General features: G+C 63.2%; 17 protein-coding genes. 2 read left to right on the forward strand and 15 right to left on the reverse strand.

The window, feature by feature from the left end:
- Positions 1-64: 64 nt before the first annotated feature.
- From KFF05_13905 to ykgO, 14 genes are all read right to left on the reverse strand, one after another.
- Entirely contained in the window at positions 65-1,303 is a 1,239-nt protein-coding gene (locus tag KFF05_13905; protein ID UTW53723.1) for a glycerate kinase, read from the reverse strand.
- 228 nt (positions 1,304-1,531) lie between these two features.
- A complete protein-coding gene (locus tag KFF05_13910) occupies positions 1,532-2,764 on the reverse strand; it encodes a HAMP domain-containing histidine kinase (GenBank protein UTW51010.1) in 1,233 nt (410 codons plus the stop codon).
- A 102-nt stretch (positions 2,765-2,866) separates the two neighbouring features.
- Positions 2,867-4,282 carry an FAD-binding protein gene (locus KFF05_13915; protein UTW51011.1) on the reverse strand — a complete coding sequence of 472 codons (1,416 nt, stop codon included), beginning with the start codon at positions 4,280-4,282 and terminating at the stop codon, positions 2,867-2,869.
- A 1-nt stretch (position 4,283) separates the two neighbouring features.
- Positions 4,284-4,820, reverse strand: coding sequence for a tetratricopeptide repeat protein (locus tag KFF05_13920; GenBank protein UTW51012.1), 537 nt, complete (start codon positions 4,818-4,820; stop codon positions 4,284-4,286).
- Between the two features lie 82 nt (positions 4,821-4,902).
- Positions 4,903-5,484 carry a hypothetical protein gene (locus tag KFF05_13925; protein ID UTW51013.1) on the reverse strand — a complete coding sequence of 194 codons (582 nt, stop codon included), beginning with the start codon at positions 5,482-5,484 and terminating at the stop codon, positions 4,903-4,905.
- A 126-nt stretch (positions 5,485-5,610) separates the two neighbouring features.
- Entirely contained in the window at positions 5,611-6,903 is a 1,293-nt protein-coding gene (gene glcF / locus KFF05_13930) for a glycolate oxidase subunit GlcF (protein UTW51014.1), read from the reverse strand.
- Between the two features lie 19 nt (positions 6,904-6,922).
- Positions 6,923-8,149: a glycolate oxidase subunit GlcE gene (gene glcE, locus KFF05_13935; protein UTW51015.1), complete on the reverse strand. Its 1,227-nt coding sequence runs from the start codon at positions 8,147-8,149 to the stop codon at positions 6,923-6,925.
- A gap of 10 nt (positions 8,150-8,159) precedes the next feature.
- Positions 8,160-9,647, reverse strand: coding sequence for an FAD-binding protein (locus tag KFF05_13940; GenBank protein UTW51016.1), 1,488 nt, complete (start codon positions 9,645-9,647; stop codon positions 8,160-8,162).
- Between the two features lie 96 nt (positions 9,648-9,743).
- On the reverse strand, positions 9,744-10,628 hold the full coding sequence (locus KFF05_13945; protein ID UTW51017.1) for a 2-hydroxy-3-oxopropionate reductase: 885 nt from the start codon (positions 10,626-10,628) through the stop codon (positions 9,744-9,746).
- A 132-nt stretch (positions 10,629-10,760) separates the two neighbouring features.
- Positions 10,761-11,555, reverse strand: a complete 795-nt coding sequence (gene hyi, locus KFF05_13950; GenBank protein ID UTW51018.1) for a hydroxypyruvate isomerase — start codon at positions 11,553-11,555, stop codon at positions 10,761-10,763.
- Positions 11,556-11,672: 117 nt separating this feature from the next.
- Entirely contained in the window at positions 11,673-13,490 is a 1,818-nt protein-coding gene (gene gcl, locus KFF05_13955) for a glyoxylate carboligase (protein ID UTW51019.1), read from the reverse strand.
- 240 nt (positions 13,491-13,730) lie between these two features.
- On the reverse strand, positions 13,731-14,561 hold the full coding sequence (locus KFF05_13960; protein UTW51020.1) for a helix-turn-helix domain-containing protein: 831 nt from the start codon (positions 14,559-14,561) through the stop codon (positions 13,731-13,733).
- A gap of 115 nt (positions 14,562-14,676) precedes the next feature.
- A complete protein-coding gene (locus KFF05_13965; protein UTW51021.1) occupies positions 14,677-15,501 on the reverse strand; it encodes a methyltransferase domain-containing protein in 825 nt (274 codons plus the stop codon).
- A gap of 118 nt (positions 15,502-15,619) precedes the next feature.
- Positions 15,620-15,745, reverse strand: coding sequence for a type B 50S ribosomal protein L36 (gene ykgO / locus KFF05_13970; GenBank protein UTW51022.1), 126 nt, complete (start codon positions 15,743-15,745; stop codon positions 15,620-15,622).
- Between the two features lie 328 nt (positions 15,746-16,073).
- On the opposite strand from ykgO, the gene KFF05_13975 reads away from it, so the two are divergent.
- Together KFF05_13975 and KFF05_13980 are read left to right on the forward strand one after the other, a co-directional pair.
- Positions 16,074-16,961, forward strand: a complete 888-nt coding sequence (locus tag KFF05_13975) for a DMT family transporter (GenBank protein ID UTW51023.1) — start codon at positions 16,074-16,076, stop codon at positions 16,959-16,961.
- Between the two features lie 4 nt (positions 16,962-16,965).
- Positions 16,966-18,117, forward strand: a complete 1,152-nt coding sequence (locus KFF05_13980; GenBank protein UTW51024.1) for an aminotransferase class V-fold PLP-dependent enzyme — start codon at positions 16,966-16,968, stop codon at positions 18,115-18,117.
- Here KFF05_13980 and KFF05_13985 read toward each other — a convergent pair.
- Complete coding sequence (locus KFF05_13985; protein ID UTW51025.1) at positions 18,114-18,557, reverse strand: response regulator; 444 nt, start codon at positions 18,555-18,557, stop codon at positions 18,114-18,116. The genes KFF05_13980 and KFF05_13985 overlap by 4 nt on opposite strands.
- Positions 18,558-18,577: the final 20 nt, after the last annotated feature.

An 18,577-nucleotide genomic window follows, 5' to 3' on the forward strand; every position in this document is an offset into this window, starting at 1 on the left:
TCTCGCCTGCTTTGCTATCGCCGACGCCATCCCCGGGAATTTCGAATGATGGGTGCAGCAGCCTCTAAGGCAGCACCAATATCGCCCGGAAGTCATTGACGTTGGTCAAGGTCGGCCCGCATTCGACAAGATCGCCGATACCCTGGAAAAACCCGTAGGCGTCGTTGGTGTCGAGCAATGCCCGGGCATCCAGGCCCGCCGCCTTGGCGCGGGCCAGACTGTCCGGGCCGATCACCGCACCGGCGTTGTCTTCCGAGCCGTCGACGCCGTCCGTATCGCAGGCAATGGCATGAATCCCATCGACACCGTCGAGCGCCACCGCCATGCCCAGAAGGTATTCCGTATTGCGCCCGCCACGCCCGCCATCACCGCGGATGGTCACCGTGGTCTCACCGCCCGACAACAAAACACAAGGGCCTTGCGTCGAGCCCTTTCCGGCCAGGGTATCGCGGGCAAGCTGTGCGTGTTCGATCCCCAGGTCGCGGGCCTCGCCCTCCAGCGCATCGCCCAGGATCACCGGCGTCATGCCGGCGGCGCGGGCGACCTCGGCGGCGGCCTCCAGGCTGGCCTGCGGCAGGGCGATCAAATGGGTTTCCACGCGGTCGAAGATGGGGTCGTCAGGCTTGGGCGTTTCCTCCGCCCCCGCGTCCAACAGGGCCTGCACCACAGCGGGCAGCTTGATGCCGTATTTAGCAACGATCGCCCGCGCATCGTCGAAGGTCGTCGGGTCAGGCACCGTCGGGCCCGAGGCGATGACCGCCGGATCATCCCCCGGCACGTCGGAAATCAGCAGATTGACGATCCGGGCCGGTGCCGCAGCGGCGGCAAGCCGCCCGCCCTTCACTGCCGACAAATGTTTGCGCAGGCAGTTCATTTCATGGATGGTCGCCCCGCAGCGCAGCAGTTCGCGGTTGACGGCCTGCTTGTCGGCCAGGGTCAGGCCGGGTCCCGGCGCCGACAACAGGGCCGATCCGCCGCCTGAAATCAGGCAGACGACCAGATCGTCCTCGGTCAGCCCACGGACCATCTCCAGCATGCGGCGGGCCGCCGCCTCGCCCGCGGCGTCGGGCACGGGATGGGCGGCCTCGACCGTCTCGATGCGTTTGCAGGGCACGTCATAGCCGTAGCGGGTGACGATCAGGCCGGAAAGGTTGCCCGGCCAATGATCTTCAAAGGTTCGGGCCATCGCGGCCGAGGCCTTGCCCGCCCCGATCACCAGCGTGCGCCCGCCCTTGGGCGGCGCCGGCAGGAAATGGGGAATGCGCTTTTCAGGCTGGGCCGCCGCGACGGCGGCGGCGAACATGTCGCGAAGCAAAGTTTCCGGATTCAAAATCAGACCTCCCAAAGTTGGCTTTGGTTACGTTACCAACCTCGGTTTGAAAACCCTAAACGCCTATTCGGCAGGGGTTTTTTCAGATTGTGACAATACAACCCGATCATTCCGCAAGCTGCCGAAACCAAACCATCGAGACATGCATGATCCATATTGAAGGAAAATTGGTGAGGGGGCGGTTAAAGTCGGTCTACTTGGTCAGATTTTTGGCAGGGTAACTGTCAATATCGCACCACCTTCGGCGTTTTCATCAACGGAAATCGAGCCGCCATGCGCGTCAACGACCCGTTTTGAAATCATCAGGCCCAGACCGAAACTCTTGCCGGAACGAAACCTGTTGCTGTCATCGTCATCGGCTGCCGTTTCGAATGCACCAAAGATGCGCGATTTGAAATCCTCAGGAATACCCGTCCCCTCGTCGCTGACTGAAATTACAGCCGATGTGCCGTCGTCCGCTTCTGACAGTCCGAGCTTTATCGTGCCGCCATGGGGAGAAAACTTGATTGCATTGTCCAAAAGGTTATCGATGACCTGACCAAGACGCTCAGAATCAACGGAGCAAGTCATCCGATCCGGGAGATCGGCCTGAATGGTGATTTCCTTGTCGGTCGCCAGGACTCTCCGAAGCACCAACAAACCCTCAAGAAAACGGGACAAATCGGTCTCAATCTTATTGAGCTTTAAAGCACCTGCTTCGATAGAGGCATAATCGAGATAGCGATTAACGAGCCCGACCATCCTATCCGATGCATCGATAATGTTTTTCAACAAGGCCTGCTCTCGTTCTCCTTGATTTTGCTGGCGGCTAAGTACTTCAGCCATTCCCCGAACCGCACCCAAAGGGCTTCGCAGGTCGTGGGCGGCGATGGAAATGAATTCATTCTTCAAGGCATCCAGCGCCTTCAATTTTACAATCGTCCGGTCACGCTCGTTTTCAAGTAGCTGTCGTTGCAACTCCGCTTCGGCACGGTCAGCGAACAAGCCACACAACGACACCCAGTCGTCATGCCCCGTGAGGATTTTGGAGCTGTAGACCGCGATATGGCCCATGACGTCACCGTTCCGGCCGCGAAGGGGATAACCGACGAAACTCTCGTACCCGCTGTCTTTTTTACCTGAAAATTCCGCAGCCACGTCACATGGCAGAAAAATCGGCTCGCCCCGATAAACCATGTGACAGGGGTTGTTCTGCAAATCGAATTCCCATGCTTCCTTCCGCGCGCCGTCTTTCCACGCGGCCAACCCACGAACCTTGGTGCTCTGCGGATCTACCCGATGGGCAACGAACGTTGTTTCAGCCTGGAACAGAACCCCCAACTGCTGCACGAGATTGTGAAGAAACGCTTCTCCGGTCAATGGTGTGGCAACAGCCTTGAGCACCTCAATTACATGAGCACTGTCCTGTGGCGGTGCATGAGTTGTCGACAACATCCTTGAGTTTTCCCGCCGCGCGAGCCTCAGCCGATTTCACAACTGAGTCAAGCATACTACCTACAATATTATTCAGGCTAGCTAACCGAAGGTTAGTATTGGTCAGACGCGGATGATCTTGCCCGGGTTCATGATGTTCCGGGGGTCGAGCGCCTGTTTGACGGCGCGCATGGCGACCAGGGCTTCGCCGTGTTCGGCGGTCAGGAAATCGATCTTGCCGTAGCCGACGCCATGTTCGCCCGTGCAGGTGCCGTCCAGGGCGATGGCGCGCATGACCATGCGTTCGTTCACGCCCTCGGCGCGCTTCATTTCGTCCACGTCGTCGGGATCGACCACGAAGACGATGTGGAAATTACCGTCGCCGACATGGCCGACGATGGGCGCGCACAGGCCCGACGCGTCGATGTCCTTGCGGGTTTCCAGGATACATTCGGCCAGCCGCGAAATCGGCACGCAGACGTCCGTCGCGATGCCCCGGCAGCCGGGCCGCAGCGCAATCGCCGCGTAATAGGCATCATGCCGGGCCTGCCACAGCTTGTTGCGATCTTCCGGCTTGGTCGCCCATTGGAAATCGTCGGTGCCGAAATCGGCGGCGATGGCCTTCACGTTTTCGACCTGTTCGCGCACGCCCGCGTCACTGCCGTGGAATTCGAAAAACAGGGTCGGCTTCACCGCGTAATCCAGCTTGGAATACTTGTTCACCGCATCCATCTGCGCCTCGTCCAGAAGCTCGATACGGGCCACGGGAATGCCCGACTGAATCGTCAGGATCACCGTGTTCACGGCGCTTTCCAGATCGGGGAATGGACAGACGGCGGCCAGCACGGCTTCGGGAATGCCGTAAAGGCGCAAGGTCACTTCGGTGATCACGCCGAGGGTCCCTTCCGAGCCCACGAACAGGCGCGTCAGATCGTACCCCGCCGACGACTTGCGTGCCCGCCGCGCGGTGCGGATGATCCGCCCGTCGGCCATGACCACGGTCAGATTCAGGACGTTTTCCCGCATGGTGCCGTAGCGCACGGCGTTGGTGCCGCTGGCCCGCGTCGCCGTCATGCCGCCAAGCGACGCATCCGCCCCCGGGTCGATGGGAAAGAACAGGCCCGTGTCGCGCAGATAATCGTTAAGCGCCTTGCGCCGCACGCCGGCCTGAACGGTGACGTCCATGTCCTCGGCGTTGACGGCGAGGATCTTGTCCATGCGCGACAGGTCGATGCAGACCCCGCCGGACAAGGCCGCCACATGACCTTCCAGCGAGGTGCCGGTGCCGAAGGGAATGATCGGCACGCCACGTTCGGCACAGGCCTTGACCACGGCCGAGACCTGTTCGGTTTCCGTGCAATAGACGACGGCGTCGGGCGGGGACGAAGGATGGTAGGATTCGTCGCGCCCGTGCTGTTCGCGCACGGCGGCGGAGGTCGACAGGTTTTCCGCCCCGACGATTTGCGCCAAAAGGTTCAAAAGGCCGTCGTCGACCGAACCGGACGGCCGCGCCGCCGCCGTTGCCTGTGATGTCGTCATGTCAGATAGGCTTCCCGGAAACCTCGGTTTTCAGTTCCTGCAACTGGCCGCGGATGGCGTCCATATGCGGGTTGATGGCCAGCGCCTTTTCCATGGCGCGGATCGCCGCTTTTTTGCGCCCCATTTCCGCGTAGATCAAGCCCAGGCCGGATAGCGCGCCGAAATGGCGGGGTTCCAGTTCCAGGGTGCGTTGGATGTCGAGCACGGATTCCGGATATTTGCCGAGAAGAAAGTGCACCGTGGCCCGCTTGTTCCAGCCTTCGGCATGCCGGGGGGCCAGGCTGATGACGTCGTTGAAGTATTTCAGGGAGGTATCGAAGGCCCCCTTGTTCATGGCGATGACGCCCCGGGCCATGGCGCTGTCGACCAGTTCCTGACCGCTGACCGCCCAGGTCTGCCAGATGCGGGTTTCGATTTGATGGGCTTCTTCCGGGTTCTTGGTCGCCGTCAGGGCAGCGAATAGGGCGTCCAGAACCGGATCGGTCTGATCCGCCCGCGCCTGCGGCACGGCCAATACGGCGGCAAGAAGCCCTGCCATGAGGATGCGTTTCCACGTAACCATGTCAAAAAGATTACGCCTTCCCATCGGCAAGGCCAAGGGCCCGCCGATCACACACCCGTCAGGAGATGGTGACCGAAACCTCGTGCGGTTCCGTGTCGAGCCCGCCCGAACAATGCAGCGTGCGCTCCGGCCCCATGGGACGGGGCGGCAGCAGGGTGACTTCCAACTGCACGGTTTTCAAAAGCTCTTCGCGCATCCGCGGCGGGCGGGTAAAATTACCCCAGCCGTCATGGGTGAAGATTTCCTCCAGATACCAGCCCGGATCGCCCTGATGACCGCGGCTGCGCGACGCCAAGCCCTTGGCGACCCGCGAAAACAGTTCCAGGCACATGCCTTCGGACGGCTGGGCGAAGCGTTCGCGCGCCGTCAGGAACACGGTGATCTTCTTGTCCCGCCAGTCAAAATAGGCCCCCGTGGTCGGCGCCACGGGCAGGAAGCCGATTTCCAAAAGCCGCTGGCCGACCTGAAGCAAATCCTGCTTGAGCCGGATGATGCCCAGATCCATGAGCGTCACCGGTTCGCCGGACAGCCAGTCGAGGGTGGAATTCGCCCGCGCGTCGGCGGCGGGACGGAGGGTGAGGACCAGGGCGAGGCTTCCGAAAAGCACCGCCCGCCCGAGGATCCGCGTGATCGATGTCATGCGACGGCTCCTTCCTGCGTTGCAGGCCCCGCGACCCGTTTCGCGGCGGCGATGCGGCAAGCATACCACAAAAACCAGGAAGATCGCGACTAAATATGCACTGAGTGCGACTTTTGCCGTTGAGTCCTATTTTAGTCCCGCCGGTTTCGGCCCACCGGTCGCCCAATCAAGCAGTTCGACCGTATGGACCACCGGCATGCCGACGGCGTCTTCGAGCTGAACCATGCAGCCGATGTTGCCGGTGGCCATGACCTGGGCGCCCGTGCGTTTCATGTTGGCGGCCTTGCGGTCCTTGAGGCGGCCGGAGATTTCCGGCTGCATCATGTTGTAGGTCCCGGCGGAGCCACAGCAGAGATGACTTTCCGCCGGTTCCCGTACCTCGAACCCGGCCTGGGCCAAAAGGTCCTTGGGCGGCTTGGTCAGCTTCTGGCCGTGCTGCATGGAACAGGCCGAATGATAGGCGACCACGGGCTTGTCCCCGTCAATCGCGGCCGCATTCAGGCCCAGGTCCATCATCACTTCGGTGATGTCCTTGGTCTTGTCCGACATGGCCTTGGCGCGGGACGCCATGGCGTCGTCGCGGCGCAACATCCAGCCGTAATCCTTCACCGTGGTGCCGCAGCCGGATGCGTTGATGACAATAGCGTCGATGGTGCCATGGGCGGCCTCGGCGCGTTCCCAGGCCTCGATATTGGCCTTGGCCTGGGCGTGGCTTTGGTCTTCCTTGCCCATGTGATGGACCAGCGCCCCACAGCAGCCTTGCCCGTCGGCGATCACGACCTCACAGCCGTGGCGGGTCAGCAACCGCACGGTGGCCTCGTTGATCGCCGGGTTCAAAACCTTCTGGGCGCAGCCCGTCATCAGCGCCACGCGCTTTTTCATCACGCCTTCGGCCTTGATCACCTGGGGCCGGTCCAAATCCGTCGGCGCGTGAATGCGCTTGGGCGCCAGGCCCAGCATGGCGCCGAGCCGCCCCGGCATGATCCGCGCCAACGGCCGCGCCAGCCAGGCACCCAACAGCATCACGCGGAAGCGGTCCGGATAGGGCAGAACCAGGGGCAGCAGGCCCCGGAGCAGCCGATCCATGAAGGGGCGTTTGTATTCGCGTTCGATCTTGGCCCGCGCGTCGTCGACCAAGTGCATGTAATCGACGCTGGCCGGACAGGTCGTCATACAGCTGAGGCAGGTCAGGCAGCGGTCGATATGGGTGACATGCTGTTCGGTCGGCTTGGCCCCTTCCTCCAGCAGTCCCTTGATCAGATAGATGCGCCCGCGCGGGCTGTCCAACTCGTTGCCCAGCAGGACATAGGTCGGGCAGGTCGCCGTGCAGAACCCGCAATGCACGCATTTACGCAGGATGTCGTTGGCCTGGGCGATGTGCGGGTCGGCCATCTGGGCCAGGGTGAAGGTGGTTTGCATCGTCGTTCCGTCCCTGCCCTTACACGCCCGCCGTCATGCGGCCGGGGTTGAGAATGCCCTCGGGGTCGAAGGCCTCCTTCACCCGTTTTGAAAGATCGGCCAGCGGGCCCGGCTGCGGCTGAAACACCGGGGCGGCCTGACGCACGTCGGCGGCGGCACGGACCAGGGTCGCATGGCCGCCGCAGTCCCGAATGACCCGGCGGATGTCCGCCGCGCCGGCGTCGCTGCGGGCGTCGAGGGCGAACCAGATCAGCCCGCCGCCCCAATCGTAATAGACCTCGCCGCCCAGGCGCGCGCGCAGGTGCTGGCCCACCGTCGGACCCGCCGTCGGCGACACGCTGACGCGCCAGACCTGATGGTCTTGCCAATCACCGGTGAAGGGGGCCGCGTCGCGCACCTCGCGCCAGAAGGCGGCGGAGTTATGGGAATGCAGTTCCTCGACCGCGCCGAAGGGGGCGAACAGGTCGCGCAGGGAATTGCAGCGGTGTTCGACGCTGGGCCCCGGCCCTTCGACGCGCACGGCGGTGACAGAGGTCCCCGCACCGGACACATAGCCGACGGCGGAGCGCGCGGCGACGGAGGCCGGCAGATGGGCCGCGCCGGCGACCTCATGGCTGGAGCCCAGGGCATCGCACAGCGCCGCGACCGCATGGGTATCGTCGGCCCCCATGAGCAGAATCGTGCGCGTCTTTTCCGGGCGCGGCAGCACCTTCACGGAAACCTGCGTCATGACGGCCAGGGTGCCGAAGGAGCCGGCCATCAGTTTCGAGAGATCGAAGCCGGTGACGTTCTTCATCACCTTGCCGCCGGACTTGAACACCTCGCCCCGGCCGGACACGGCCTGGAAGCCCAGGAAATGATCGCGCGCCGCCCCCGTCTTGATCCGCCGGGGGCCGGACAGGTTGGCGGCGATGACGCCGCCCAGGGTGCCGGCACCCGCGTCCGTGCCGTAAAGAACACTCATGTCCATGGGCTCGAACGCCAGTTCCTGGTTGGTCTCAGCCAAGGCCTGCTCGATCTCGGTCATCGGCGTCGCAGGTCCGGCGGTCAGCACCAGTTCGCCCGGATCGTAATCGGTGATGCCGGCGAGGTTCGACAGATCCAGCACCCGGCCCGCCTGCACGGGGCGGCCGAACCCGGCCTTGCTGCCCGTGCCGCGCACGTCCAGCGGCGTGGCCTCAGAAACCGCCCATTTGACGGCGTCGAGAACCTGGTCGGCGGTATCCGGCTTGAGAATTTCGGTCATGGTCGGTGGATCAGAATCGGGGAATGTCGGGGAACGGCACCTGGCCGCGCGAGATATGCATGCGGCCCAGTTCGGCGCAGCGGTGAAGGGTCGGGTAGACCTTGCCCGGGTTGAGATGATGGTCCGGGTCGAAGGCGCATTTGACCCGCTGCTGCTGCTTCAGGTCGTCTTCCGTAAACATCTCGCCCATCAGGTCGCGCTTTTCCACGCCGATGCCGTGTTCGCCGGACAGCACGCCGCCGACCTCGACACAGAGTTTCAGGATATCGGCGCCGAATTCCTCGGCCCGGTCCAACTCACCCGGCTGGTTGGCGTCGAACATGATGAGGGGATGCAGGTTGCCGTCACCGGCATGGAACACGTTGGCGACGCGCAGGCCGTATTTGTCGGACATCTCCGTCATGCGCTGCAGAACCAGACCGAGCTTTTTCCGGGGAATGGTGCCGTCCATGCAGAGATAATCCGGCGAGATGCGCCCGACGGCCGGGAACGCATTCTTTCGCCCGGACCAGAAGGCCGCGCGTTCTTCCTCGCTCTCGCTGATGCGGGAATAGATCGCCCCCTGCCCCGTCGCGATCTCGCCGACCCGTTCGATCAGGTAATCGACCTCGACCTTGGGGCCGTCCAGTTCGACGATCAGCAGTGCCTCGACATCCATGGGATAGCCCGCGTGGACGAATTCCTCCGTCGCGTGGATGGCCGGTTTGTCCATCATCTCGATCCCGCCCGGAATGATCCCGGCGTTGATGATGGCGGCGACACAGTCGCCCCCTTCTTCCGAGGAATTGAAACCGAGCAACACGGCCCGCGCCGTCTCGGGCTTTTTCAGGATCCGCACGGTGACCTCGGTGATGACGCCGAGCAGCCCTTCGGAACCCGTGAGCACGCCGAGCAGATCGTATCCGCCCGGGTCCAGGTGCTTGCCGCCCAGGCGCAGGACCGTGCCGTCCATCAGCACCATTTCCACGCCCAGCACGTTGTTGGTCGTCAGGCCGTATTTCAGGCAATGCACGCCGCCGGAATTCTCGGCGATGTTGCCGCCGATGGAACACGCGATCTGCGACGACGGGTCGGGCGCGTAATAGAAGCCGTCGCCTTCCACCGCCTTGGTGACGCCCAGGTTGGTGACCCCCGGCTGCACCACGGCGCAGCGGTTGGCATAGTCGATGTCCAGAACACGGTTGAACTTGGACAATCCCAAGGTAATGGCGTCGGCCAGCGGCAAGGCCCCGCCGGACAGGCCCGTGCCCGCCCCGCGCGGCACGATCTTCACGCCGTTGTCATGGCAATATTTGAGGATTTCCGAGACCTGGGCCGTGGTTTCCGGCAGCACGACGATCAGCGGCAGCTGCCGATACGCCATCAGGCCGTCGCATTCGAAGGCCTTGAGCATGGCATCGTCGGCAATCACGCCCTCCCCGGGCACGATGGCGCGCATGGCGGCGATGATCTCGGCCCGCCGGTCGATGACGCCTTGATCCGGTTTCGGCATTAGCATGGTTGAACGCTCCAATGACCGGCGCCCTTTTCGGACGCCGGCTTTCCGCATTGTAAGTCTTTTGCCTGCCCCGGCAACAGGGGCGGCGGAGCGGGATTATTTGACCTCGTGCTTGGCCATGATCTCGAGTGCCCGCACCATCGCCGAATGGTCCCAGCCGGCCCCGCCGTGGGCCTTGCAGGAATTGAACAGCTCCTGCGCCGTCGCCGTGTTGGGCAGGGAGATGCCCATGTCCTTGGCCCCGGACAGGGCCAGGTTCAGGTCCTTCTGGTGCAGCTCGATGCGGAAGCCCGGCTTGAAGGTGCGCTTGATCATGCGTTCCGCATGGACTTCGAGGATCTTCGAATTGGCAAAACCGCCCATCAGGGCTTCACGCACCTTGGCGGGATCGGCCCCGGCCTTGGATGCAAACAGCAGGGCTTCGGACACGGCCTCGATGTTCAGCGCCACGATGATCTGGTTGGCAACCTTGCAGGTCTGTCCGTCGCCGGCGCCGCCGACCAGGGTGATGTTCTTGCCCATCAGTTCGAACAGCGGCAAGGCGCGGTCGAAATCCTTCTTGGTGCCGCCGCACATGATGGTCAAGGCCGCGTTCTTGGCCCCCACTTCACCGCCGGACACGGGCGCGTCGACCCAACCGGCCCCCGCCTTTTTGATCTTCTTGGCGAATTCCTTGGTCGCCAAGGGGGCGATGGAGGACATGTCGATGACCAGCTTGCCCTTCAGGTTGGCCGACGCCACACCGTTCGCGCCGAACAGGACTTCTTCGACCTGGGGCGTGTCGGGCACCATGGTGATGATGACTTCGGACTTGGCGGCCACGTCCTTGGGCGTCGCGGCGAACACGGCGCCGCCCTTGGCAAGATCCTTCGGCATGGGTTTCTTGCGCTTGAGCGCGACGATCTTATGTCCGGCTTTCTGCAAATGGACGGCCATGGGTGCGCCCATGATGCCGAGACCGATGAATCCGATGGTAGCCATGGTTGATGTCCCCTCCTGGGTGGATTGATTTTACGCAAGATAAATGGTTGCAGACGTTTTACCGCGATTGCGGCAAAAACCAATGGGGCAACCGGGATTTTTCCGCCAGCCGGGAAAAGACCGCTGCTGGAATCAGGCGGCCTTGCTCGACGCCTCGGCGGCACGTAGCCAACCCAGGCCTTCGACCGTCGTGGTCGCGGGGATGTATTCGCAGCCGACCCAACCTTTGTAGCCGATGGCGTCCAAGTGGGCGAAGAAGTGCGGATAGTTGATTTCGCCGGTGCCCGGCTCGTGGCGGCCCGGGTTGTCGGCGATCTGGATATGGGGAATGCGCGGCAGCAGGCGTTCGACCGTGCGGCACAAATCACCTTCCATGATCTGCATGTGATAGGCGTCGTATTGGAAATACAGGTTGTCGTGGCCGACGGCCGCCAGCACCCGTTCCGTCTGGGCCGAGGTGTTGAGGAAGAAACCCGGAATGTCGCGGGTGTTGATCGCCTCGACCAGAAGCTTGATGCCCGCGTCATCAAACCGGGGGGCCGCGAATTCAAGGTTCTCGACGAAGGTCTCGAAGGCCTTTTCCGGGGCCACGCCGTCGCCGGGAATGCCGGCCAGGCAATTGACCTGGGGACAGCCCAGCGCCGTTGCGTACTCGATGGCCAGGCCCACGCTGTCCTGAAATTCGCTTTTCCGGTCGGGCAGGCTGGCCAGGCCCCGCTCCCCCTTGGCCCAATCGCCGGCCGGCAGGTTGTGCAGCACCTGGGTCAGGCCGTTGGATTTCAACGCGTCGACCAGATCATCCGCCTTGTAGTCATAGGGGAACAGGTATTCCACGCCCTTGAACCCGGCCTTGGCGGCGGCCTGAAAACGGTCCATGAAATCCAGATCCTGGAACAGCATGGTGATGTTGGCGTTGAAACGGGGCATGGGGGTGTCTCCTGCGATGGTGTGATCATTGGCGGCGAGGGTAGCGGCGAGGTCGGGCGGGAGGCAACCGGAAGTGGGTTCCGGTCAAAGGCGCCTCCCGCCCTCCTCGCAGGGACCTCATTCGGCGGGAATCATGTCCCGCTTCTTTTCCTTGCCCGACTTGGGATCAGGCAGGCCGTCCGTATCCAGGGATGGATCGAGGCAAAGGATTTCCTCGAACTCGTTGACGGCGTCGATCTCCATGCCCATGGCGACGTTGGTGACGCGTTCCAGGATGAATTCCAGAACCACGGGCACCTGATGTTCCTTCATCAAGGCCTGGGCTTGGGCAAAGGCTTCCTTGAACTCGTTGGGGCTGCGCACGCGGATCGCCTTGCAGCCCAGGCCCTCGGCCACGGCAACATGGTCGACACCGTAATCGCCCAGGTCCGGCGCGTTGACGTTTTCGAACGACAATTGGACGTTGTAGTCCATGTCGAACCCGCGCTGCGCCTGGCGGATCAAGCCCAGGTAGGAATTGTTCAGCACCACATGGATGTAGGGCAGGTTGAACTGGGCGCCGACGGCCAGTTCCTCGATCAGGAACTGGAAGTCGTAGTCGCCGGAAACCGCGACGATTTCCTTATCCGGGCAGGCCTTGCGGGCCCCCAGCGCGGCCGGCAGGGTCCAGCCCAAGGGCCCGGCCTGGCCGCAGTTGATCCAGTTGCGCGCCCCATAGACGTTGAGGAACTGCGCGGCGGCGATCTGGCTGAGGCCAATGGTGGTGACGTAGCAGACGTCGCGGCCGAAGGCCTCCTTCATTTCCTGGTAAACGCGCTGTGGCTTCAACGGCACCGCGTCGAAATGGGATTTACGCTGCATCACTTCCTTGCGGTGGGCGCATTCGTCGGCCCAGCCGGACCAGTCCGGCAGGCTGCCGTCTTCCTTCATCTCGCGCGCCGCCTGCACGAACAGGGCAAGCGCCGCCCCAGCATCGGACACGATGCCGTAGTCGGGTTCGAACACGCGGCCGATCTGGGTCGGTTCGATATCCACATGCACGAAGGTGCGGCCCTTGGTGTAGACATCGACAGACCCCGTATGCCGATTGGCCCAGCGGTTGCCGATACCAAGCACGAAGTCGGACCGCAGGAAGGACTTGTTGCCGTAGCGATGCGCGGTCTGCAGCCCGACCATGCCGGCCATCAGGGGATGGTCATCGGCGATCGCACCCCAGCCCATCAGGGTCGGGATCACCGGGATGCCGGTCAGTTCCGCGAATTCGACCAAAAGGTCCTGGGCGTCGGCGTTGATGATGCCGCCGCCGGCCACGATCATCGGGCGTTCGGCACCGGCCAGCATGGCCATGGCGCGGTCGATCTGGCGGCGCGAGGCCTTGGGCTTGAATGCCGGGAGCGGCTCATACATGTCGGCGTCGAATTCGATTTCCGCCAGTTGCACGTCGATCGGCATGTCGATCAGCACCGGACCCGGGCGGGACGAGCGCATCAGATGAAACGCCTTCTGGAACACGCGGGGCACCAGGGCCGGTTCACGCACGGTGACCGCCCATTTGGTCACCGGCTTGGCGATGGATTCGATATCGACCGCCTGGAAATCTTCCTTGTACAGCTTGTCGCGGGGCGCCTGCCCGGTGATGCAGAGGATCGGGATGCTGTCCGCCTGGGCGGAATACAGGCCGGTGATCATGTCCGTGCCCGCCGGGCCCGAGGTGCCGATACAGACCCCGATATTACCGGCCTTGGCCCGGGTATAGCCCTCGGCCATATGGCTTGCCCCTTCGACGTGGCGGGCCAGCACGTGGTCGATGGAACCGCGCTTTTTCATCGCCGCGTAGAACGGATTGATGGCCGCCCCGGGGACGCCGAAAGCGGCGTGAACGCCCTCTTTCTCAAGAACCCGGACCGCTGCTTCCGCTGCCGTCATGCGCGCCATGGCTGTCATCTCCCTATCAAGAACTGGCGTTAAGGGTGACAGCCGGCCGGACGCGCGGCAACCATTTTGGAAATTATTCCGTATTTCGATAATTGGCAATTTTTACATTATTGATCAATTAGTTATATAATATGCAATTTTGGAAAAATACCAATTCCTAGGACCACGCAAACACCTGCCGCCGGGGCCTAGGCACCGCAGCGAAGTCTCATTAATGGATAGGTCGCCGAACGTGGCGGATCAGGGTTCGCGGCTGCCGAGCTCGCTGGCGATGGCCTTGGCGGCGCGGGTCACGAGACTGGCCAGGCTGGCGATCTTCTCGTCGGAAATACGCGCCGAGGGGCCGGAAACGGAGATCGCGGCGATCGGCTCATCGTGCTCGTTGAACACGGCGGCGGCGATGCAGCGCAGGCCGATGGCATGCTCCTCGTCATCGAGGGCATATCCCTGGCGGCGGATCTGGCCGAGCGCGTCGCGGAAGCGCACGGGCGTGGCCAGGGTCTTGTCCGTGACCTTGGACAGGCCGTGGCGCTGCAGGATGCGGTTGACCTCTTCCTCGGACTGATTGGCGAGCAGCGCCTTGCCCACGCCGGAACAATGCATGGGCACGCGGGTGCCGGGGGCGCGGTAGGCGCGCATGGTCTCGCGGCTTTCGACCTGGGCCAGATAGATGACCTCGCCGTCGTCCTGAATTCCCAGCTTCACAGTCTCGCCCGTTTCTTCCATCAGCCGGCGCATGATCGGCCGCGCCATGACGACCAGATCACGCGACCGGATGAAGGCATTGCCGATCACGAAGGCCTCGACCCCGACATGCCACAACGCCGTCGCCTGATCGAAACGCACGATGCGGTCGTGCTGCATGGTGGTCAGCAGGCGGTGCGTGGTCGACGGCGGCAGGACGACGGTCAGCGCCACGTCGGTCAACGTCATACCGTCGTCGGACCGGGCCAGGGCCTTGAGAATGGAAATGGCGCGGGCGAGGGACTGAACCTGTCCCCCGGTATCCTCGCGCGACCGTGTGCGGGTGCGGCCCCGGGTCCGCGGACGGGGCGTTGCGGTATCGGCCATGTTTTCTTCCCTGCGTTTTTTGGTTCGTGACACCCCGCAGCGCGTCACGCGCAACGGTACGCAATTTCACGATACGGAATGATTTTCAAAAAGGTCGTGCGCCAGGGCCGAAAAGTCAAGGCCGAATGCAGACGAACTCCACCGGGATCGCGCGGCCCTGCGCCACATTGCGGGCTGAATTGCGCATGCGTTCCATGGCGTTCTCGCGCAGGATCACCAACGGGTTGAGGATCGGCGCCCCCTGCTCCTTGGCCCGCGTGCGGGCCGCCTGGTTGTAGGCCATCGCCTGATCCGTGGAATCGTGAATCGCCTCGACCCGGAATCCCGCATCCTCCAAAATCGCCGCCGTTTCCTCGGGCGTCGTCAGATGGCTGATCTCGTCCGTCATGGCCCAGGGCACGGGGTAGAGCACGTCGCCGCCGGGCCCTTGCGCGACCTCGCCGGCGACGAAGCGGGCCCCGGGCTTCAGAACGCGCGCGGCCTCGGCGAAGAAGCGCGCCTTGTCAGGCACACTCATGGATACGTTCTGGGTATAGCCGGCATCGAAGGCGGCGTCCGCGAACGGCAGGTTGAGCGCGTCGCCGACCTGGAAGTCGGCCTTGTCGGACAGCCCGGTCATCGTCGCAAGTTCCGCCGCGACGGCAATGAATTCCGGGGTCAGGTCGATGCCGCTGACCCGAACGCCCGCCGTAGCGGCAAGATAGCGCGCCGGCCCGCCCACGCCGCAGCCGATATCGATGACGTGCTGGCCTGGCTGGGGACGCAGGCGCTCGATCATTTCATCCGTCGCCTCGCGCCCGCGCCCGTGCAGATGGTCCATCGGCGCGAGATCCTGGGCGGTCAGACCGTCCAGGGCGATCCCCGCCTCGGCCAGCTTGGCCAGGATCGCATCCATCAGGGTTCCGTGGGTGTAATGGGCGGCGACTTTGTCGGTGGTCATGGGCATTTTTCAGTCTTAGCTAATAAAAAGCGCAACAAAAAACCGCGCCCCTGATTGCTCAGGTAAGCGCGGCTGGATAGGATTCCAAGAGCACCTTTGGGGCGCTCCCTTACCCGCCTTATCCTTGGCGGGCTTTGAAACGCGGATTCTTTTTATTGATAACGAAAACGCGGCCCTTGCGGCGTACGACGCGGCAATTCTTATCGCGCGTCTTCGCGGACTTCAGGGAATTCAAAACTTTCATCGGTCTCAAGCTCCGTATGCGGGCCACTCGAAAGGGCGGAATTCGGGTCCGGTCAGGCCGGAAGCGGCGGAAACTACCCAAACCACCCAGCCCTGTCAACCGCAACCGGACCGCTTTCCCGCCAGGCGCGCTTTATCCCCCCGGATGAAGCCTGTATAGATGGGCGTTGTATACAATAATCCGCCGCCGACTCGCCGTTTCACGGCCCTTATCGCCCCGCCAGCAGCGGATAGCCGGCCCCAGACCGAAAGCCCGCCTAATGACCGTAGCCCCGGATTCCCCCGTCCCCGCCAAGGGACGCACTGACGCCGTCCGGGGAATTCTGTGGATGGTTCTGGCCAGCTTGTGCTTCGCCGGTATGCATGCGGTCATCAAAAAAGTCGCGGCGACCGGCATCCATCCCTTCGAAACGGCTTTTTTCCGCCTGCTGTTCGGAATGCTGCCGATCATCCCGTTCTTCATTAAGGACGGGTTGATGCCGTTGAAGACCAAGCGCCTGGGCCTCTTGACCCTGCGCGGCGTGCTCAATTCGGCGGCCATGTTGTGTTATTTCTTCGCGCTGTCCATCGCCCCCCTGGCCCAGGTCACGGCGCTTGGATTCTCGGCGCCCATTTTCGCCTCGGTCCTGGCGGTTCTGTTCCTGGGCGAGGTCGTGCGCCTGCGCCGCTGGACGGCGATCTTCCTGGGTTTTGCGGGGACGCTGGTGATTCTCCGCCCCGGGTTCATCCCGCTTGATCTGGGGCCGATGCTGGTCGTCATCTCGTCGTTTATCTGGGGCGGATGCATGATCATCATCAAGCGCCTGAGTGCCACCGAATCCAGCGCCACCATCACCGTCTACATGTCCCTGGTCATGATGCCGATCATTCTGGTGCCCGCGTCCTTCGTGTGGTCCTGGCCGGGGCCGGAGCAATGGGCGCTGCTGATCGGCCTGGGAATCCTGGGTGGCGGGGCACAGTTGTCCATGGCCCAGGCCCTGAAGATGGCCGACACCCATGTCGTCGGGCCGGTTGATTTCGTGCGCCTGATCTGGGTCACCGCACTGGGTTACGTCTTCTTCAATGAACTGCCCGACATGTTCGTGTGGATCGGCGGCGCCATGATTTTAGGATCGACCGCCTATATCGCCTATCGTGAACACCGGCTGGGCCGTCAGGGCGTCGTCCCCGGACCGCCGGGTGTGCGCACAACCATCCCCCGGGAATCCGGAGACTAAAACCATGAGCAAAACAATGCTGACGGGCCAACGGCCCCTGTTCGACATTCCGCCCGGCGTCGCCTGGTTCAACTGCGCGTCACGCACGCCGTTGTTGAAGGCCACCCAGGCGGCGGGGCATGCCGGGATCGCCTCCCGGGTGCAGCCCTGGACCATGGATTCCACGGCCCTTCACGATCAGGCGGAACATATCCGCGCCCTGGTCGCCGGGCTGATCGGCGCCCGCGCCGACGACATCGCGATCCAGCCTTCGGCCAGCTACGGCCTGGCCACGGCGGCCGCGAACCTTTCCGTCGCGCACGGGCAGACAATCGTGGTGCTGGAGGACCAGTTCCCGTCCAACGTCTTCGTATGGATGCAAAAGGCTAAGGCCACGGGGGCCCGCGTGGTCACCGTGCCCAGACCGGACGACGCCGATTGGACGGCGGCCGTGCTCGACCATCTGGACGGCGACACGGCGATCGCAGCATTGCCGCCTTGCCATTGGATCGATGGCACGCGGATCGACCTGGAGGCCGTGGGCGGGCGCTGCCGCGACCTCGGCGCAGCCCTGGTCATCGACGCCACGCAATGGATTGGTGCGGCCCCCTTCGACATCGCCCGCGTGCGCCCCGACTTCCTGGTCGTGGCCGCCTATAAATGGTTGTTCTGCCCACACGGCATGTCGTTTCTCTACGCCGCCGCCGCGCACCAGCAGGGAGCACCGCTGGAACATCACGACTACAACCATCCGGCCACGGGAGCCAGCATCGAAGGGGCGCTGGTCTACGATCCGGACATGTCCCCAGGTGCACGCCGCTACGACGTGGGGCAGACCTACAATCCGGTCATGCTCCCCATGGCGGAGGCTGCCTTGGCGCAGGTCGCTGGCTGGACGCCCGAAGCGGTCCAATTCACCCTGACGCCGATCGCGGAGACCATCATCGCCGCCGCGCAGGACATGGGTTATTCAACCTCGCCCTTGGGCCGAGGCGTCGCCCATATCACGTCGTTGGGCAAGGACAGTCCGCCGCCGGACGGCATGATCGCGGCGCTGGCGGACAGGGGCGTGCATGCCTCCCTGCGCGGCGGGCGCCTGCGCTTGGCCCCGCATGTTCATGTCACGGAAGAAGACGTGGAGTGCCTGATCGCGGCGCTGCGGGATACCTGGCCCTAGGCGCTGCCCGCCAACGCTTTATTAACGCTGTCGATCAGGCGGTCCATTTCGATCGGCTTCGTTTCATAGGCCGCCGCACCGGCGGTGAAGGCTTCGTCGTGGTCCGCCGAGGTGTCATGCGCGGAAAGCGCGATCACGGGAATATCCTTGATCCCATCAATTTTTTTCAACTCCCGGATAACCTCGAAACCGGTCATTTTCGGCATGCTCATGTCGCACAGGATAAGATCAGGCGGCAGGGCGCTGGCCGCAGCCAACCCGGCTTCGCCATCGACGGCGATGCGCACATCATGCCCCTCGCCTGACAGAACGAGTTCGAGAAAGTTCTGAAAAAACTCGTCATCTTCAATGACAAGAATTGCGGCCATAGAATTCTCCTCTCTCCTGTCTCGCGGCTTCGGCGGCAGGCGTTCCCAAGCGAACTTCGAGACTAGCCGCATTCATATCATCCGTCCATGAC

The sequence above is a fragment of the bacterium SCSIO 12827 genome, from assembly GCA_024397995.1.
Lineage (GTDB): Bacteria > Pseudomonadota > Alphaproteobacteria > Rhodospirillales > Casp-alpha2 > UBA1479.

Excerpts from the sequence above, each read along its gene's own strand:
- KFF05_13905 (UTW53723.1), bottom strand. The coding sequence starts at position 1,303 with ATGTTCGCCGCCGCCGTCGCGGCGGCCCAGCCTGAAAAGCGCATTCCC.
- KFF05_13910 (UTW51010.1), bottom strand. The coding sequence starts at position 2,764 with ATGTTGTCGACAACTCATGCACCGCCACAGGACAGTGCTCATGTAATT.
- KFF05_13915 (UTW51011.1), bottom strand. The coding sequence starts at position 4,282 with ATGACGACATCACAGGCAACGGCGGCGGCGCGGCCGTCCGGTTCGGTC.
- KFF05_13920 (UTW51012.1), bottom strand. The coding sequence starts at position 4,820 with ATGGCAGGGCTTCTTGCCGCCGTATTGGCCGTGCCGCAGGCGCGGGCG.
- KFF05_13925 (UTW51013.1), bottom strand. The coding sequence starts at position 5,484 with ATGACATCGATCACGCGGATCCTCGGGCGGGCGGTGCTTTTCGGAAGC.
- glcF (UTW51014.1), bottom strand. The coding sequence starts at position 6,903 with ATGCAAACCACCTTCACCCTGGCCCAGATGGCCGACCCGCACATCGCC.
- glcE (UTW51015.1), bottom strand. The coding sequence starts at position 8,149 with ATGACCGAAATTCTCAAGCCGGATACCGCCGACCAGGTTCTCGACGCC.
- KFF05_13940 (UTW51016.1), bottom strand. The coding sequence starts at position 9,647 with ATGCTAATGCCGAAACCGGATCAAGGCGTCATCGACCGGCGGGCCGAG.
- KFF05_13945 (UTW51017.1), bottom strand. The coding sequence starts at position 10,628 with ATGGCTACCATCGGATTCATCGGTCTCGGCATCATGGGCGCACCCATG.
- hyi (UTW51018.1), bottom strand. The coding sequence starts at position 11,555 with ATGCCCCGTTTCAACGCCAACATCACCATGCTGTTCCAGGATCTGGAT.
- gcl (UTW51019.1), bottom strand. The coding sequence starts at position 13,490 with ATGGCGCGCATGACGGCAGCGGAAGCAGCGGTCCGGGTTCTTGAGAAA.
- KFF05_13960 (UTW51020.1), bottom strand. The coding sequence starts at position 14,561 with ATGGCCGATACCGCAACGCCCCGTCCGCGGACCCGGGGCCGCACCCGC.
- KFF05_13965 (UTW51021.1), bottom strand. The coding sequence starts at position 15,501 with ATGACCACCGACAAAGTCGCCGCCCATTACACCCACGGAACCCTGATG.
- ykgO (UTW51022.1), bottom strand. The coding sequence starts at position 15,745 with ATGAAAGTTTTGAATTCCCTGAAGTCCGCGAAGACGCGCGATAAGAAT.
- KFF05_13975 (UTW51023.1), top strand. The coding sequence starts at position 16,074 with ATGGTTCTGGCCAGCTTGTGCTTCGCCGGTATGCATGCGGTCATCAAA.
- KFF05_13980 (UTW51024.1), top strand. The coding sequence starts at position 16,966 with ATGAGCAAAACAATGCTGACGGGCCAACGGCCCCTGTTCGACATTCCG.
- KFF05_13985 (UTW51025.1), bottom strand. The coding sequence starts at position 18,557 with ATGCGGCTAGTCTCGAAGTTCGCTTGGGAACGCCTGCCGCCGAAGCCG.